Origin of the sequence: Dechloromonas sp. ARDL1, from assembly GCF_051122455.1 — a bacterium.
Taxonomy (GTDB): Bacteria; Pseudomonadota; Gammaproteobacteria; order Burkholderiales; family Rhodocyclaceae; genus Azonexus.
This window is the reverse complement of record NZ_CP168939.1, coordinates 4,312,174-4,328,230: the sequence shown is the minus strand read 5'-3', so window position 1 is coordinate 4,328,230 and position 16,057 is coordinate 4,312,174. Positions and strand designations below refer to the sequence as shown.

Here is a 16,057-nt window from a genome sequence, read left to right as displayed (position 1 = left end):
CAGACGTGGGAAGAACTTGGCAAGAAGTTGTCGATGGTTAGCTTTGGTCTGATAGCCTAGCGGCAAGGATTGGTACACGCGCTTCGCCAGCCTTAGTGTGGCTTTTGTGTAGCGTTTTGCTTGCTGCGCTGGAGACGAAATCCAACGCCGCGCCTCACGCAAGGGGAGAGTCAAGCGCCAGGAATTGCTGCTTGTCACGGCTAAAAGCTTTGCTCGCACATCTCTCAGTTCAGCATCCAACCCTAAGGCCCATTCTCCACGACGCACTGTCTCATCAGTCAGACTGGCGATCTGGCCGTCGCGGGCCGATAGCAACTCGTCGCGCTCGCTGACCGCTTGGCTCAGACTGGCGATCTGGCCGTCGCGGGCCGATAGCAACTCGTCGCGCTCGCTGACCGCTTGGCTCAGACTGGCGATCTGGCCGTCGCGGGCCGACAGCAGCTCTCGCATCCGGTATGCGTCTTCCAGAATTCCTGTAGGAGGAGCATCCAATTTGTTGATCGAAACAAAGGATTCTTGACCTGCCTTTTCCAAATACTCACGTGCCAATCCAGTAGGCACTCCATGTTGCCGATAAATCTCTAGGACTTGCTCTTCCACTATACGGAAGCCCGCCCTCTCTCGGTAATCGAAAATAGCGCGATGTAACTTAGCGTCAGAAAAATCAATCGACCGAATACCAATATCTTCCAGTTGGGCAAGACATTTGACCCGGTAACCTTCGGATGCACTCAGCTCGTCCATATCAATGAATACATCGCAGTCTTGCTGGCAACAAACAAAGGAGTGCAGCCATAAACCGAAGAACAGAAAGTAATCCTGCTCGGGCGTGAGGGGATGCCCGAAGCTGTATGCAACCTTTTCCTGTGTGTTGTGGCCAATCAATGGACAGGCGCCGCTCGCCTCAAACACGGACTTCAGCGGTGCAGGGACATTGCTTAATGAGTAAGTTAAGCGGGGGGTGTTAGCAATGTAAGGGTCAACCTTGTAGGAATACCATTGATCCCAGGGATTTCGAAGTAGGTAGATATGGCTGGACTTGTAGTTCTTTTTTAGCCAACCAATTCGTCCACAAGTACGTGTGCACTGAAGAACTGGGAACTGTGATGCGCCGTCGACCAACAAATCAATATAAGCCTTCAGATCAGATGCTTTGTCGCCGGCATCAATGAAGTAATAGTCGAAGCTGAACTTCTGATCGAAGGTCTTTTTTATGCTGGGTAGCAAATGAGAAAACTCGTCGAAGTAGCCGCCAATCAAAAAATCATGTCGTAGCGTTGACTTCAGTTGATCCTTGCGACCACTTAGTTCATTCCAAGCGGTTGCAAGCGATGCAATGACTTCATGCATCGGCTCATGATAGATGTGGAACTTGCCGGTTCGCTTCAGTGCATTGTAGAAGTAGGTGCTGCCGGAACGGAAAAGCGAATGCACGAAGGTCAAATCCGGTGCGGCCATTTCTATTTTCTCGCTTAACATCATAAAACTTTCTCAATTACTTCAATCCTTGGATTGAGGTTCACCACGCCCCCGATGGACAAGCCATCGTCCGAGCCGACCTTGAATATGAGTACATCCATACGGCGCTGCAAGTAGATCAGTCCATCGCTACTGTCCGGCGCATGAATTCCGCAGGTGAGGTAAAAAATTCCTGGCCCAAGGTGATTCGTAATGTGAAACTCGATTCGTACCTCGTCACCTTCGTCGAAGTGACGTCGGGATACGGAATGATTTTGCGTGTTGGCGCCAAAGATACACACGCCCTCTCGATTCGTGATCATCATCCCGAATACAGGCAGGGCAACCGGCGCCGAAAATACCGCTCGGTAAGAGAAGACGTAAGAGGCGTTCGGAGCCAGAATGTTCGTTCGTTGCTGATGTTGATTCGTGATGGCGACGTCGATGATCTGCGCCCGGCCGTCCCCGTAAGTCTTTTCATTGGTTTGGAGCAAATCCTCATCCAGGATTGCCTGATCCAGTTCAGCCGAATCGACCAGAGCCTCGGCCTGCGTCGTTTCCGCCTTTCTGGATGCTCCGAACAGATCGCGCTCATACGAGATGCAGACCTGCTTGGCAGCGCCAAACTCGATCACTGAACCTCGGGCCAGATAGAGGGCCTCGCTGCAGATCTTCTTCACGGTTTCCATGTCGTGACTGACGAACAGCAAGGTGACGCCGGCGTCACTCAGCTCGCTGATCTTTCGCATGCATTTGCGTTGAAATGCAGCATCGCCCACGGCAAGCGCCTCGTCGACAATCAGGATTTCGGGGGCCACATTGATGGCCACGGCGAAGGCGAGCCGCACGACCATCCCGCTGGAGTAGGCTTTGACTGGCTGATCGATGAAATCGCCGATGTCAGCGAAGGAGACAATTTCATCAAACCGGGCGTCAATTTCCTCCTCGGACAACCCGAGAACCGCTGCATTCATGTGGATGTTTTCACGCCCCGTGAACTCGGGGTTGAATCCCGACCCCAGCTCCAGTAGAGCAGCAATTCGACCATGCGCGGTGACCATACCTTCGGTCGGATTGAGCGTGCCGCAAATAATCTGCAGCAGCGTGGATTTGCCACTCCCGTTACGGCCGACGATCCCAACGGTCTCTCCCTTCTTTACCTGGAACGAGACGTCCTTCAGAGCCCAGAACTCTCGGTAATGCTGCTTGGGCGAGAAGCCAAGCATGCGTTGAAGGCGCGGCATGACAAACTGCTTAAGGCGATCTCGGGGGGTATCGTAGATCTGGAAGCACTTGCTCAAGCCCTCGACCTTGATAGCGATTTCAGAGGACATCGGCAAAGCCCTTTCTGGTCTTCTGGAACCATGCAAAGCCCAGCCAAGCGATGAACCCTGTCGCCAGCCAATAGATGGCCAGCATAGTGAAGTTCGGCATGTTGCCCCAGAAAAGCACATCCCTTGTCATCTCGATCACAGGAGTGAGCGGGTTGATGTACAGAAGGTGGCGGAAACTTTCGGGCAGAGCGCTGGCCGGGTAAAAGACTGGGCTCAGAAACATCAGCGTAGTGACAACAACACCGATGAACTGCGAGACATCTCGCAGAAAGACCCCGAGTGAGGCCAAGGCCCAACTCAACCCCATGATGAACAATGTGAACGGCAGGATGACCATCGGCAACACAAAAACGGTGGCATGGGGCACACCGAACAGCACGATGTACGCAGCAAGCCAGACTCCCAGGCTGATCAGGGCGTGATAAAGCGCTGCTAGTAGGACGACAAACGGCAGAATCTCCAGCGGGAATACTACTTTCTTGACGTAGTTGGGATTCGAGAGAATCAGGCTGGGTGCGCGGCCAATACATTCAGCAAACAGGTTGAAGACGATCAAGCCAGCAAAGAGCACTAGCGCAAATTCAACTTTGGAACTGCCGCCGCCGCCCCACCGGGCGTTGAAGACCACACTGAATACAAAGGTGTAGACCGTCAGCATGAACAACGGGTTGAAGAGAGACCAAAGCAGACCGAGTGCAGAACCCCGATAGCGGCCTAATACCTCGCGCTTGGCCGACGCATGGATGAGGCTGCGATTACTCCAGAGGCTGGCCACCATTTCGACAGGAGTGACGAGAAAATCGCGCATCAGGCAAACACCTCGGCCTCGGTTAATCCCTTGCCTTGGGCATCCTTCGCAGAGAGGATGGGCTGAATTCCATCAGGCCACTGGATACGGAGTGTGGGGTCATACCAGAGAATGCAACGCTCATAAGCGGGCGCGTAATAGTCCGTGGTTTTGTAGAGAAACTCGGCAGTATCCGAGAGCACGACAAAGCCATGAGCAAAACCTTCCGGAACCCAGAGTTGCCGCTTGTTTTCAGCCGAGAGGATTTCCCCCACCCACTGACCAAAGGTTTCGCTGCTTTTTCTGAGGTCAACCGCAACGTCGAAAACTTCGCCTTGCACAACCCTGACCAGTTTGCCTTGGGGGTGCTGGATTTGGTAATGCAACCCGCGCAAGACGTTCTTCACGCTGCGGCTGTGGTTATCTTGCACAAACTGTACCGGCTTGCCGACAGCTGCTTCAAATTGCGCTTGGTTGAAGCTTTCAAAAAAGAAGCCGCGCTCGTCACCGAACACTTGGGGCTCGATGAGTACGACATCAGGGATGGCGAGTGGTATTGCCTTCATCAGAATACGTTTTCCTTGAGGATTCTCAGCAGATACTGGCCATAGCCGTTCTTGGTCAGGGGCTGGGCCAGTGCCTCGAGCTGCCCGGCACTGATCCAGCCTTTTCGGTAAGCGATCTCCTCGGGGCAGGCGACCTTCAGGCCCTGGCGGTTTTCGAGGGTAGCAATGAACTGGCTGGCATCGAGCAGAGATTCGTGGGTTCCAGTGTCGAGCCAGGCATAGCCACGGCCCATGATCTCCACGCTGAGTTGTTCCTGTCCCAGATACAGCCTATTGAGATCGGTGATTTCCAGTTCGCCGCGCGGTGAGGGCTTGAGGGTCTTGGCCAAATCAACCACTTGATCGTCGTAAAAATAGAGCCCGGTAACGGCATAGTTGGACTTGGGTTGTCTAGGCTTTTCTTCTAGAGACAGTACCTTGCCATACGCATCGAACTCCGCCACGCCGTAACGCTCCGGATCATGCACGTGGTACGCAAACACGCTGGCACCCACGTTACGGGCCATGGCGTTGGCCAGCAGGTGGTGAAAGTCGTGGCCGTAGAAGATGTTGTCACCCAGCACGAGCGCGGATGGGTGTTTGCCGATGAATTCCCTGCCAATCAGAAAGGCCTGGGCCAGGCCGTCCGGGCTGGGCTGCACGGCATATTGCAGGTTGAGCCCCCATTGGCTGCCGTCGCCCAACAGTTGAGTGAAACGCGGCGTATCCTGCGGGGTGCTGATGATGAGGATGTCACGGATCCCCGCCAGCATCAGTGTGCTGAGCGGGTAGTAGATCATGGGCTTGTCGAAAACGGGCAGCAGTTGCTTGCTGATGGCCAGCGTGGCCGGATGTAGACGCGTTCCGGAACCGCCGGCAAGGATGATCCCTTTGCGACTCATGCAGCCACCTCTTCGCCGTAGTGCTGGCTGACCCAGTCGCGGTAGGAGCCGTTTTGTACGTGCTGAACCCAATCGTGGTTTTCCAGGTACCACTGCACCGTCTTGCGGATGCCAGTCTCGAAGGTTTCGGCGGGCTTCCAGCCCAGTTCGCGCTCGATCTTGCGCGCGTCGATGGCGTAGCGCCGGTCGTGGCCGGGGCGGTCTTGCACGTGGGTGATCTGCGTTTTGTAGCTGCGCCCGTCGGCCTTGGGGCGCAACTCGTCGAGCAGCGCGCAGACGGTGTGCACGATCTCGATGTTGGTCTTTTCGTTCCAGCCGCCGACGTTGTAGGTTTCACCCAGTTGGCCGGCTTCGAGCACACGGCGGATGGCGCTGCAGTGGTCTTTCACGTAGAGCCAGTCGCGCACCTGCAGGCCGTCGCCGTAGACCGGCAAGGGTTTGCCAGCCAGGGCGTTGACGATCATGAGCGGGATGAGTTTTTCCGGGAAGTGGAAGGGCCCGTAGTTGTTGCTGCAGTTGGTGGTGAGCACCGGCAAGCCGTAGGTGTGGTGCCAGGCACGCACCAGGTGGTCGCTGGCGGCTTTGCTGGCGCTGTAGGGGCTGTTGGGCTCGTAGGCGTTGTCTTCGGCAAACGGCGGATCGTTTTTCGACAGGGTGCCGTAGACCTCGTCGGTGCTGACGTGTAGGAAGCGGAAGGCAGCTTGTTCGGCCTCGGGCAAGGCCGACCAGTAGGCCCGCACGGCTTCCAACAGGCGGAAGGTGCCGACGATGTTGGTCTGGATGAAGTCTTCGGGGCCGTGGATGGAACGGTCGACGTGGCTTTCGGCGGCGAAGTGCAACACGGCGCGCGGTTTGTGCTGGGCCAGCAGGCCGTCCACCAGGGTGCGGTCACCCAAGTCTCCCTGCACAAAGATGTGACGCGCGTCGCCCTGCAGGCTAGCCAGATTCTCCAGGTTGCCCGCGTAGGTGAGCTTGTCGAGGTTGACGACGGACTCGTCCGATACGCCCAGCCAGTCGAGCACGAAGTTGCTGCCAATGAAGCCTGCACCGCCGGTGACCAGAATTGCCATGTGTCAAAGTTTCCTGAAAACCGCAGCTGCAACCAGTCCAAGGTTTCCGAGGAGTGTCTGACGGTAAATGCCACTGCGTTTGAGATGGATAAGACGAGGGATCAGGCTCATTTCGCGGGCTCTGGCGAAACGCTCCAGTATTTCCAAATTTTCTGGAGTAAGCCGATGGCTCAGAGCGCGCAAGGCAGCGATGTTGCTGTCGTTCCAACCCCGAAAGCGGCCTTGCCACAGCATGCGAATGCGCTTGAAACGAGCCGGCCAGGTCGCGTTCATGCCTACCAAGTTGCCATCGTGCTGGCGATAGCGGAGCGTGGGCTCGGCGTCGTAAAAAACCTGACCGCCACAACCGGTGACCACCATGTATGCCCACCAGTCGTGGGTGATCACAGGCAGGTTTTCACCCGCTTCGCGCAGGAGGTTGCGCGCGGCGTTATTGAAAACCATGGTGTTGCCGCCGCCAATGTTTTGCATCAACGCATTGGCAAAGCTTGGCGGCTTGGTAAAAAGCGGTGAGACGCCGATTTCGTTGTTATTGGAGTCCACCAAGCGGGTACGCGAGCAGTACAACGCGGGAATGTCTTCAGGCAGAGTATTCAGCCATTCCACTGCACGGGCCAGCTTGTTGGGCTCCCAAATGTCGTCTTGGTCTGAATAGGCGTAGTAATCCGCGTCGATGCTGGCTTTGCACGTCAACGACAGGAAATTCGCCGCAAAACCTTCCGCTGGACCGAAGTGAATCGACAATCGGCCGTCTGGCCACTTCTGTTGATAGGCTTCAAGAATGGCGTGCGTGTCATCCTTGGAGCCGTCATCAGAAGCCCAGACTTCCCAGTTACTGTGGGATTGCGCTGCAAATGAATCGAGTTGTTCTGCGAGATAGTGCTGGCCGTGATAGGTGCACAGCAGAATCGCCACCTTGGATTGGGCAACGCCGGAACCGCTTGGCGCGCCCATTTTGGGCATGGCTACCGCTCCCACGAAACCGGTCTCGTGGTTGAAAGGACTTTTTAACAAGTCAATTCTTGATGCTTCGCCAGTACCTGCCTGACCGATGAGTTGATTCATCAACCCGCCTCCACCTGTGAAAACCCCCGCTCGTAGCGCCCAGAAAGTCATCTGAGGCACCCGAATTCGGGGGGGGGGGGGGGTACATCGCAGCCTCCCTAAAAGACCGCAAACACCCTGCCGTTGCTTCAAAATTATTATGACAAGTATAACCTCCCCATTGCTTACAGACAATGTTTAATGGTTCGCGCTGGTTCGTGCGTACAAACGACAAAAGACCCCGCCTTCACCTACTGCCCGGGAAGGGAAGCCGATGAAGACGGGGTCTATGGATGATGTTTGCTGCGGTCGGTGGCGGGGTCTATCTGGGCACGCCTCGCCACTTGTCGAAACTGCGCGCGCCGGTGTAGCCGAGGTAGCCGGCACCGAAGAGCCACCACAGGCTCTCCGGCACTGCATTGAGCAGCTTGGACAGGTTTTCGGCGGCCTGGAACACCTCGGCGGGCCACCAGATGCCGATGATGCTGCCGATCACCGACAGCAGGATCACGCCGTAGATCACGTACAGGAAGGTCGGGCGGGCTCGGCTGGTCCACGGGTCGGCCGAATTGGCTTCGGCCAGGATGGCCGAGAGGCTGACCTGCATTTCCTGCAAGGCCTGCTGACCCTCGGCCTGGAACAAGGCGAGCTTGGCCTGCTCGCGCTGGGCCGGATCGGGAATCAGCCGGTCGATGAGTTTGGCGCCGGCTTCGAAGAGGCCGGGCGCCAGGGTGGTGAAGATCGGGCTCATTGCGGGCCTCCGAACAGTTTGATTTTGACGATGGTGCCGGCCAAGAGGGCCAGCACGAGACCGGTTACCAGCATCTTGACGAGCGTGAGGCCGGCGGTTTTCTTAGCCTCGTTGAAGGCATCGAGCAAGCTGCGCAGCTCGCGAATGTCGCGGGCGGCGTCCGGCCCGTCCAGACCGACATCGGACAAGGCGTGACGAGCGCCCCGCTCGGCCGCTCGCTCCAGCAGCGTTTCGAATTCGTCATGGGGCATGACCACCATGCCATCCATCAGGTGGGGTTCGTTCATGGGCGATTCCTTTCAAATCTGATCGGCCGTGTGCACGGCGGGGTGTTCGGCCACGCAGGTAATTTCGACCTGCTCGCCACGCGGGCGCACCGCAATGACTCGCGCCAGCAAGCTCCACTGCTCGGCGATGCCGAAGGCGAAATGGGTGCGCTCGGCCGACAGGCCGGTTTCAATGGAGATGTCAGGCAGATCGGTAAAGACCACCTGCTGCGCATCGCTGCCCGGTGTCACGACGTGCGGACCACTGACCCCGCCGTCACGACGGCGCAAGGCCATCACATGCGGCTGAGCATCCGTGAAATGGACCAGCTCGGACAATGTAACGGTGTAGGTGTCGATATCCCAGGCGACGATCTCGCCACCGGTACCCCAACTGGGCATGTCGTGGGCGATGGCGATCAAGTCGCCATAGGTGGGAATCAGGCCTTCCAACTCGGTGCGCAAGGTGATGATGCGACGCCGGTAACGATTGGCTGCAGCCAGGTACAGCCCTTCACGTACCGCATGGGCTTCGGTCGTGCAACCGAAGAGGCGCAGCTTGGCCGGATTGGTGCTGCTAGACCCCGGCAGGCTCACGGTCACTTCATCCGGCTTCCAAGTGCGGCTGCTGAAGAATTCCACCGTCACCGCGTCCGCCGTTTCCTCGCCGGGCATCACATACTGGATCTTGAGGCTGTTCTTGACGATGTTGCGGGGACTGAAGAGCGCCACCGGCAATAGCCGGGCTTCATCGCGCACCAGGCGCACAATGCCGCCTTGCAGGAAAGGCACGGCCCGGCCACAGCGGGCCACCCGAGTCAGGGCTTCCCATACCGTGACCTGCTGATCGAAGACACCATCGAACTGATCACCCCGGCTGGTCCAGACCTGATCGAGTTGCGCCAAGGCAGCCAGATCGATCCGAGCATCCGGCAGCTTGGCACCGTAGCTGGCGCGCAGGATATCGGCGAAGACCCAGGCGATCGATCTGGTCGGGACTGGTGTTGACCACCCTGATGCGGACGACCAGACCGGCAGCTTGCGCGTGACGATGCAGTTGATCAGACGGCTGGAGCGCTGCGACAGGTTGTCGGTGGCGCGCATGCGGATGGCCAGTAGCGTGACGTTGTCAGGAAACGTGAAACCACCGGCGAGATAGCCTCGCGCCTCGCCCCAGCGCACTTCATGCCCGGCACGTGAACTGCTGTCCTTGCCATCCAGCCGCGTGGCGCGTACTTCGTAGCGTCCTGGGCTGACTGAGTATTTGTAGGACAGGCGCTGCGGCGTGGTTGTGGCAGCGGTCAGGCTTTCACTCCCCAGCGTGAACCAATTCCTCAGAGGGTCGCCCTCGGCATCGATAGCCCGTGCTTCGACCTTCCAACTGGCACTGCGGCTATCCAGCCCGCCGGCATCGTTGGCGTAATACAGACCGCGCGGCAGCAGAATGTCGATGCCGATGTGCGTGACATCGCTGTCGGCCGGGTTGATCGCAAAGCCCCCGGTCCAGGTGCCGACCAGCAGTTCCTGCCCCGCGACCTCAGGCGCAGTCACCACATCCGGGTTGAACAGCGTGACCGGACTGCCGGGAGGGACGATCTGGTAGGTCACTTCCTCGAACGAGGCGATGGGCGTGTCTTCGATGCGCAGCTGCTCGATGTCGTATTCGCCCAAGCCGATGCAATGCAGTTGGTGCAGGTATTGTTCGTTACCCTGGTATTCGCCATAGGGCGTGGCGGCCAGGTCCGGATAGACCAGATGGCGACCGTAGACGACCGGGATGGGTTGGGCCAGCCGCGCGTAGTTGCCCTGGCCTTGCAGGCTGTAAGTGGGAGACGGCTGCGCCAGGTTGCCCCCACCGGCGGCAAAGGACGGCATGTTGGGCGTTGGCAGCGGTACCAGCGCACTGACCAAGGCGGAACCCGCCGTCATGATGATGGCCGAACCGACGGCCGTGGCCAGGTTGCCTGAGAACCCCAGGCTCGCGCCCAAGGGGCCGCCATACACGGTGGCCACCACCATCACCGCAATCATCAGGACCGTGCGCAAGGGGTTCTTGCCACCGCCACCACCTCCCCCGCCCTGCGGCAAGGCGACGAAGAGCACAACGCCATCGATGGGCGTGACCGCCCAATCGGCGCGCAGCACCGGCGTGCCGTTCTTGATACAGACGGTCGGCTGCTCGAACTCGGTGATACCCTGGGTGCCGAGCCACTGGCGGATAGTTTGGCTCGGGTGGGCCACCATCACCTCGCGCTGGCTGGGCTGGAAAGGGTTGCGCAGCAGGATCACGGCGCTTTGCTCAGCGTGAATCACTTGCTCTCCACAAATCGGTAATAGCCCTCCACCCGCCATCCGTGCAGCAGGAGTTCGGGCAGTTTTTGGAAGACAACGCCCGCGTCCTTGACCGCATGGAGCACGCCACCACCATCGACGGGCAGCCAGACACCGACATGCACCGGGTGGCGAGATTGGCGCAGCAGGACGGCATCGCCCTCGGCGGGTTGCACCACCATGGACCAACGTTGTCGCTCCGGATGGTCGCGGAAGGTGGTCATCACGGTGCGCAGGTCGTTGGCATCCACCGGAATTTCCGGCAAATCGCGACCAAAGTGCACGCGCTGGATGGCCAAGAACAGGCCCCAGCAGTCAAACGCATCCGGGCCACGCGCGCCGGCGTGCCAGGGCCGACCGATGAGCTCGGTCGCCCAGTGCTGGGTGGCGCTCATCGGGTCAGCCCGGGAAACGTCTTGGCGGTGTAGCTGATACCCGGAAACGCCTTGTTGCCGACATCGAGCATGCGCGCGCGACCGGTCACCCGGAAGATGTCGGCTTCCACCTCGGTCAGGACCAGGTGGATGGGCGGGTCCATCTGCGGACCGTCCAGATCGGTGGACAGATACGGCCGATAGGTCACCTCGATCACCGACTGCGATTCGGCCGCCGCATCCAGGTGCCGCACGATTTCACGCGAGACGTTGTCCAGGGTGACGGTGATTTCCGGCACGGGCATGGTGTCGACCGGCGGCAGGTCCAGCTCAAAGCCCATGGCCACGAACTGCACGCGCTCGCCGGCTTGCAGCGGCGCTTGCGATTCCAGCCGGGCCCACAGGTCGCCGGTGTCACGCACCACGCGGATGGCGACCGGCTCACCCGCGTCATCGACGAAGGCCGGATGGCGCAATTCCAGCGTGTGCAGGATGATCTGCTCGGACGGGGCGCTGGCGTAGGCTTCCTTGATCGCTTCAGACAAAGCAGCGTTGGGCATCAAGTCACCGTTTACAGAATGACGGGGTACGGGACGTAGCTGGTTTCGCTGTCGTCCTCGGGCAATTGCGCTTCGCCCGCATAGCCGCTGGCCAACACCTGACCGTCATCCAGCAGAAACACCAGACCCTGCTCGGAGCTCGACCCGTAAGACGAGATGTCCACCACCCGGCGCTGGGCGATGCGGACCAGTTCGACGCTGCTGCGATTGGTGGCATCCCCCAACCCCAGCGCACCGTTGCCGTTGTAACCCCAGGCGTAGACGGTGCCGTTTTCGAGTAAGGCCGCGCCGTAGTTGTAGGACCCGGTACCGCCATGCACGGCCTTGACCACGGTGTTGCCTACCGGCACCTGTACGAAGTTGCCACTGTTGCTGCCGTTGGCATTGCCCCAATAGGCGCCGGCGCCGCAGGCCCACAGCGTCTTGTCGGTTTTCTTGAGAAAGGTGAGCGGGTAGTCGTAACTGCCGGCGTAGACATCGACCACGTTGGTCGCGACCTGCACCGGGGTGAACTGGTTGGCCAGATTCCCATTGCCCAGTTGGCCATAGTCGTTGGTGCCCCAGGCATGCAGGGCACCGGTACTGTCCAGCGCGAAAGCATGCACGTAACCACCGAAGACCTTGACGAGGGTTTTGCCGACGAGACTGCCACCGGCGCGCGGCATGGCGACGTTGGCCTGGTTGGCGGTGCCGTCGCCCAGCTGCCCATTGCCGTTGTAGCCCCACGAGTACAGCGTGCCGTCGTTCTTGACCGCGTAGCATGCGGTGTAGCGCTCGCGGCCGGCCGCAATCTGGGTGATGCCGGAGAGCACGGGCAACTGCACAAAATTATTGCGCTGGGTGACATCACCCAGGCCCAGCTGGCCGTGGGCGTTATAGCCACACGCGTGCACCGTGCCGTCGCTGCACAGCACCAGGGTGCTGTTGAACCCTTCGACACCACAGTTTTGTGCGACTTGCACCACGGTTTTGCCGGCAATGGAATTGCTGGCGTTGGCGCTCATGTTGTAAGGCACGGGCTGATTGGCCGTGGTGCCGGTGCCGAGCTGCCCGTAGCCGTTGAAACCCCAACCCCAGAGCTGGCCGTTCTTGTCGATGCAGTAGCCGTTGGTGTCATGGCTGTAATAAAGCTTGTCCGCCCCCGGAAACCCCGGCGGGAACGCGGTGCGTGCCGGGTAGGAACGGGCAAAGGTGGTGCCGTCCCCCAGTTTGAAGTTGACGTTGCGGCCCCAGGCCCGGATGCTGCCATCGGTCATGATGAGGCCGAACTGGCGGTAGCTGTTGGGCTGCGCGTTGCTGGCGTTCTCGGGCAGCTTGAGCGCTTTGGTGCCCGAGCGCACATCAGGTGTCGCCCAAACCGGTACGCCTTGCGCGCCGATGGTCAGCACCTGCCCGGCTTGGCCCACCGGCAAGGCCACCAGCTGATTGCCATCGAAGTAAATGACTTCACCGGGTAGGTTCGACACCCCTTGCGTGCCTTGGGCGAATAGGTCCCAGACCGGGGAATTCAGATGCGGTGCCACACCCGACGTGGCATCTGCCAAGCAGACAAAGCTGTCGCCGTTGTGTCCCACCACATCCTGGCGGGCATAGATGGCGCTGGCGTCATACCCGCCGCGCCAGGTAAAGGCAATCTTGCCCAGAGTAACGGTTCCCATGAACAGTCCTTGAAGAGTGGAATTTGGAAGGATTCAGAACAGGATCGGTGACGGGGCGTAGCGGTGGTCGTGGTCGTCATCACCCGTCTGCGCATAGGTGCCGTTGCCGGTGCTCATGACCTGGCCGTCGACCGTGAGGAAGTGGTAAGCGCCGTTGTGATACTCCCCGCCTTCGCCGCAGCCCATGGTCCCGGAGCGCGAGAAGTCCACGATGGGCCGGTCGATCAGCACGAAGCGCGACGGGGTATTGGCGGTGTCGGCGTAGCCGTTTCCGCACTGTCCGGCCGCCCCCATGCCCCAACCCACCGCCTTGCCGTCGGATCGCAGCGCCATGGCCGACGAGCCATAGCTGCTGCCGTACACGCGCAGCTTGGTGACCTGGGAGAGGAACTCGCCGCCGATGGTGGCCCAGGTGCTGCGGTCGCTGCCGCCGCCACCGATGCTGTAGCCGTTGTATCCGGTATGGCGCACCGTGCCGTCCTGCATGAGCGCGAGCGTCCTGCCATAACCGCCGGCGATGGCGTACGCGTCGACCACCCCATCGAGCACCTTGTACGGGAACAACGCGTGCCCGGTCCAGATATCGCCCGTGAACCCTGTGCCCCAACTGCCGCCGACCTGACCGCTGTCATGTCCCCAGCGGTAGAGCGACCCGTCTTCGAGCACCACGCCGTAGGCGCGGTAATACTGGGCGCCCGCGACCCAATGGCCGTCAGACTCGGAGCAGAAGACTTTTTTGACGCGCTTCTCCGTGCCCCAGGGCATGAGCAGGCGGTGGGTGGATTGGTCGCTGCCAAAGCCAGAGGCGTTCGCTTCGCCAGCCACCCACAGCTTGCCCTGGGTGTCCACCAGGTAACTGGCCGCATGAAAGCCCCCGGACAGAAATACCTCCCGGATCGGCGTGTCGGCCGTGAAGGGCACCAGGGTGGGTGTGGAGACGTTGGTGCTGTGCCCCAGCCCCAGGCTGCCGTAGCGGTTGTTGCCCCAGACATAAACGCGACCGGCATCGTCCAGGCAGGCGAACATGCGATAGCCGTGCCAGTCGTGGCCCGTGAAGACGCGTTTGACCACCGAGTTGGCGGGCAACTGGCCGACGCCATTGACCCGTCGGGGCACCGGGTTGGCGGTGGCCGTGGGCGAGCCCCCGTCGCTGTTGGCCCCGGCGTGCCACAGGCCACCGCTGGCATCGATGAAGAAGGTCTCGTCCCACATGCAGGTGATGGACACGATGCGCGGCGTGCCCGGGGGAAACGCCACCCGCGCCGGGAAGGTGCGGCTGATATCCCCCGTGCTGCCGGTGCCCTGCTGCCCGGTGAGCGCACGGCCCCAAGCGCGCACCGAACCGTCGTTCATGAGCGCGGCCATGAAGAAGTTGGCACTGTGGTAGTCCGCCGCTGCCCGGTCGGTGTTCATGAGTGCCGTGGCCACCGTGCCGTTGCGATCGGCCATGAAGCGGAATTCCACGCCGTCCGTACCGTTAGAGTGCAGCACCATGCTGCCGATGCCGCCCACCGAGACACCGCCGGTGAGCAGGTGGCCTTTGAGCACCGCATCCTGCTGGCCCAGGGCAAAGGGCTGCGGCTGGCCGTGACGGATGACCCAGGCCCCTCCCTCCTTGAAGACCACGTCGCCGTCGCGGTAGGAGAGATACGGCGAGTGGATGCCACACCAGCGGTAGCCCAGGGTCGAGATATCCAGATTCATGGATGCGCCTCCAGCACCGTCCCCAGCTTCATCACCAGCGCGTTGTTCTCAAGGGCGAAGTGCACGCCCTCGGTGACGGTCCAGGCATCGAACGCGTCGGCCTCAAAGGTTTGGTCGCGTCCTTCGGTCAGCAGCAGTTCACTGCCATCGCCTGACAAGGCAAAACCGTAGAACCGGGGCGAGGCCACGGTGGGCACGAGTTCGTAGCCGGTTTCATCAGCCTTGACCCTGAGCAGCATGCCTTGCGCACCGGCGAGCGCATCGGGCAACCCCACGGCGAGCAGCCGGGCGATGACTTGCTGCAGCACGGCTTCCGCGTCCACCAGGATCTGGTTGCCACTGGTCTGCACCTGGTTCAGCACCGTCGTGGTGTCGGCCACGCCTTGATCGGCCGTGGTTTGGGCCCGGTTGGCTTCGCTGGAGGCGAGTTCGGCCGAGGTCAGTGCGTCCTGGGCGGCGGTCTGGCTTTGGGCCAGGATGCCTTCGGCGGCGAGGTTGATGCGGACATTGGCGTCGGCCAGCAGCTTGGCGACGGTGGCGACATCGCCGCCCTCGGTGGTCACGGTTTGCAGCGCCGTGCCGTGCACGACGGTGTGCAGCAGCGCGCTGTCGGCCGTGACCTGCGCGACCGCCTGGTGCAGATCGGTTTGCAGACTCATGGAGATTTTTTCCGGAAACAGGTGGGATAGGCTGGGGATCGGAAGGCTCAAGCCGGCCAGCGAACCGGCAAGGTGCCGTGCACCAGTTGGTGCAAGTCGCGACCCATGGCAAAGAGGTCGTCGGCGGAGAGTTCCAGCATCAGGTTGAGCGCGCCCTCATCGAGCGTGGGCCGCTCGCGGATTTCCAACTCGCCCTTGACATCCCAGCGCCGGGCCGAACGCAACTGGGCTTCGAACTGGCGGGTGAAACGGGCTTCGTGTGGCAGCAAACCGAGACCGCCGAGCAAGGTGATCTCGAACCACTGCCCGCCCTCGTCGGCGTGGTACTTGTACCAAGCCTCGAACAGGGCAAACTCGAACTCGCTGAAGAGCCAGCGCACGGTGATGCGCGTGGGCGTTTGCCGAAATCGACGCCGTTGACGCGCAGGACCGGACTCCATGTCGGTGCGCAGCACGGCCTCTTGGGGTGTGAGGCCATAGCCGTCGACCGAGGGCAGCGGCGCCACCATTTCACCGGGTGGCCACCGGATTTCCGAGCAGGGAATTGCAGCCCGATTCGGGTGATTGCGGACGGAAGTTATCGGTTGCGGGTAGGTGCGTGCGGGTGACAAACG

General features: G+C 60.5%; 15 protein-coding genes. All 15 read right to left on the bottom strand.

Going from position 1 to position 16,057, the window contains the following annotated elements; all coding sequences use genetic code 11:
* Positions 1-1,478: 1,478 nt before the first annotated feature.
* The gene (locus tag AB6Q56_RS21440; protein WP_434515037.1) at positions 1,479-2,792 is read right to left on the bottom strand and encodes an ABC transporter ATP-binding protein; all 1,314 of its coding nucleotides are present in this window, start codon (positions 2,790-2,792) and stop codon (positions 1,479-1,481) included.
* Positions 2,782-3,600 (bottom strand): ABC transporter permease, encoded by an 819-nt coding sequence (locus tag AB6Q56_RS21435; protein ID WP_434515036.1) that lies wholly within the window; start codon positions 3,598-3,600, stop codon positions 2,782-2,784. The genes AB6Q56_RS21440 and AB6Q56_RS21435 overlap by 11 nt, the downstream gene beginning before the upstream one ends.
* Entirely contained in the window at positions 3,600-4,145 is a 546-nt protein-coding gene (gene rfbC / locus AB6Q56_RS21430; RefSeq protein ID WP_434515035.1) for a dTDP-4-dehydrorhamnose 3,5-epimerase, read from the bottom strand. Before rfbC ends, AB6Q56_RS21435 begins: the two co-directional genes overlap by 1 nt.
* Positions 4,145-5,026, bottom strand: coding sequence for a glucose-1-phosphate thymidylyltransferase RfbA (gene rfbA, locus AB6Q56_RS21425; protein ID WP_434515034.1), 882 nt, complete (start codon positions 5,024-5,026; stop codon positions 4,145-4,147). Before rfbA ends, rfbC begins: the two co-directional genes overlap by 1 nt.
* Positions 5,023-6,096 (bottom strand): dTDP-glucose 4,6-dehydratase, encoded by a 1,074-nt coding sequence (rfbB, locus tag AB6Q56_RS21420; protein ID WP_434515033.1) that lies wholly within the window; start codon positions 6,094-6,096, stop codon positions 5,023-5,025. Before rfbB ends, rfbA begins: the two co-directional genes overlap by 4 nt.
* Before the next feature lie 3 nt (positions 6,097-6,099).
* Positions 6,100-7,161 (bottom strand): glycosyltransferase family 2 protein, encoded by a 1,062-nt coding sequence (locus tag AB6Q56_RS21415; RefSeq protein WP_434515032.1) that lies wholly within the window; start codon positions 7,159-7,161, stop codon positions 6,100-6,102.
* A 301-nt stretch (positions 7,162-7,462) separates the two neighbouring features.
* Entirely contained in the window at positions 7,463-7,891 is a 429-nt protein-coding gene (locus AB6Q56_RS21410; RefSeq protein ID WP_056928961.1) for a holin family protein, read from the bottom strand.
* On the bottom strand, positions 7,888-8,178 hold the full coding sequence (locus tag AB6Q56_RS21405) for a DUF6127 family protein (RefSeq protein ID WP_434515031.1): 291 nt from the start codon (positions 8,176-8,178) through the stop codon (positions 7,888-7,890). The genes AB6Q56_RS21410 and AB6Q56_RS21405 overlap by 4 nt, the downstream gene beginning before the upstream one ends.
* A gap of 12 nt (positions 8,179-8,190) precedes the next feature.
* Complete coding sequence (locus tag AB6Q56_RS21400) at positions 8,191-10,470, bottom strand: host specificity factor TipJ family phage tail protein (RefSeq protein WP_434515030.1); 2,280 nt, start codon at positions 10,468-10,470, stop codon at positions 8,191-8,193.
* The gene (locus tag AB6Q56_RS21395) at positions 10,467-10,883 is read right to left on the bottom strand and encodes an NlpC/P60 family protein (RefSeq protein WP_434515029.1); all 417 of its coding nucleotides are present in this window, start codon (positions 10,881-10,883) and stop codon (positions 10,467-10,469) included. Before AB6Q56_RS21395 ends, AB6Q56_RS21400 begins: the two co-directional genes overlap by 4 nt.
* Complete coding sequence (locus AB6Q56_RS21390; RefSeq protein WP_434515028.1) at positions 10,880-11,422, bottom strand: DUF1833 family protein; 543 nt, start codon at positions 11,420-11,422, stop codon at positions 10,880-10,882. The genes AB6Q56_RS21395 and AB6Q56_RS21390 overlap by 4 nt, the downstream gene beginning before the upstream one ends.
* A gap of 11 nt (positions 11,423-11,433) precedes the next feature.
* Positions 11,434-13,080 carry an RCC1 domain-containing protein gene (locus tag AB6Q56_RS21385; protein ID WP_434515027.1) on the bottom strand — a complete coding sequence of 549 codons (1,647 nt, stop codon included), beginning with the start codon at positions 13,078-13,080 and terminating at the stop codon, positions 11,434-11,436.
* 33 nt (positions 13,081-13,113) lie between these two features.
* Positions 13,114-14,784, bottom strand: a complete 1,671-nt coding sequence (locus tag AB6Q56_RS21380) for an RCC1 domain-containing protein (RefSeq protein WP_434515026.1) — start codon at positions 14,782-14,784, stop codon at positions 13,114-13,116.
* Positions 14,781-15,443, bottom strand: a complete 663-nt coding sequence (locus tag AB6Q56_RS21375) for a hypothetical protein (protein WP_434515025.1) — start codon at positions 15,441-15,443, stop codon at positions 14,781-14,783. Before AB6Q56_RS21375 ends, AB6Q56_RS21380 begins: the two co-directional genes overlap by 4 nt.
* A gap of 47 nt (positions 15,444-15,490) precedes the next feature.
* Entirely contained in the window at positions 15,491-15,952 is a 462-nt protein-coding gene (locus AB6Q56_RS21370) for a hypothetical protein (protein ID WP_434515024.1), read from the bottom strand.
* Positions 15,953-16,057 lie beyond the last annotated feature (105 nt).

Coding starts and splice junctions, on each gene's coding strand:
- rfbB (WP_434515033.1), bottom strand. CDS start 6,096: ATGGCAATTCTGGTCACCGGCGGTGCAGGCTTCATTGGCAGCAACTTC.
- AB6Q56_RS21415 (WP_434515032.1), bottom strand. CDS start 7,161: ATGAATCAACTCATCGGTCAGGCAGGTACTGGCGAAGCATCAAGAATT.
- AB6Q56_RS21405 (WP_434515031.1), bottom strand. CDS start 8,178: ATGAACGAACCCCACCTGATGGATGGCATGGTGGTCATGCCCCATGAC.
- AB6Q56_RS21390 (WP_434515028.1), bottom strand. CDS start 11,422: ATGCCCAACGCTGCTTTGTCTGAAGCGATCAAGGAAGCCTACGCCAGC.
- AB6Q56_RS21410 (WP_056928961.1), bottom strand. CDS start 7,891: ATGAGCCCGATCTTCACCACCCTGGCGCCCGGCCTCTTCGAAGCCGGC.
- rfbC (WP_434515035.1), bottom strand. CDS start 4,145: ATGAAGGCAATACCACTCGCCATCCCTGATGTCGTACTCATCGAGCCC.
- AB6Q56_RS21375 (WP_434515025.1), bottom strand. CDS start 15,443: ATGAGTCTGCAAACCGATCTGCACCAGGCGGTCGCGCAGGTCACGGCC.
- AB6Q56_RS21380 (WP_434515026.1), bottom strand. CDS start 14,784: ATGAATCTGGATATCTCGACCCTGGGCTACCGCTGGTGTGGCATCCAC.
- AB6Q56_RS21435 (WP_434515036.1), bottom strand. CDS start 3,600: ATGCGCGATTTTCTCGTCACTCCTGTCGAAATGGTGGCCAGCCTCTGG.
- AB6Q56_RS21440 (WP_434515037.1), bottom strand. CDS start 2,792: ATGTCCTCTGAAATCGCTATCAAGGTCGAGGGCTTGAGCAAGTGCTTC.
- AB6Q56_RS21385 (WP_434515027.1), bottom strand. CDS start 13,080: ATGGGAACCGTTACTCTGGGCAAGATTGCCTTTACCTGGCGCGGCGGG.
- AB6Q56_RS21395 (WP_434515029.1), bottom strand. CDS start 10,883: ATGAGCGCCACCCAGCACTGGGCGACCGAGCTCATCGGTCGGCCCTGG.
- rfbA (WP_434515034.1), bottom strand. CDS start 5,026: ATGAGTCGCAAAGGGATCATCCTTGCCGGCGGTTCCGGAACGCGTCTA.
- AB6Q56_RS21370 (WP_434515024.1), bottom strand. CDS start 15,952: ATGGTGGCGCCGCTGCCCTCGGTCGACGGCTATGGCCTCACACCCCAA.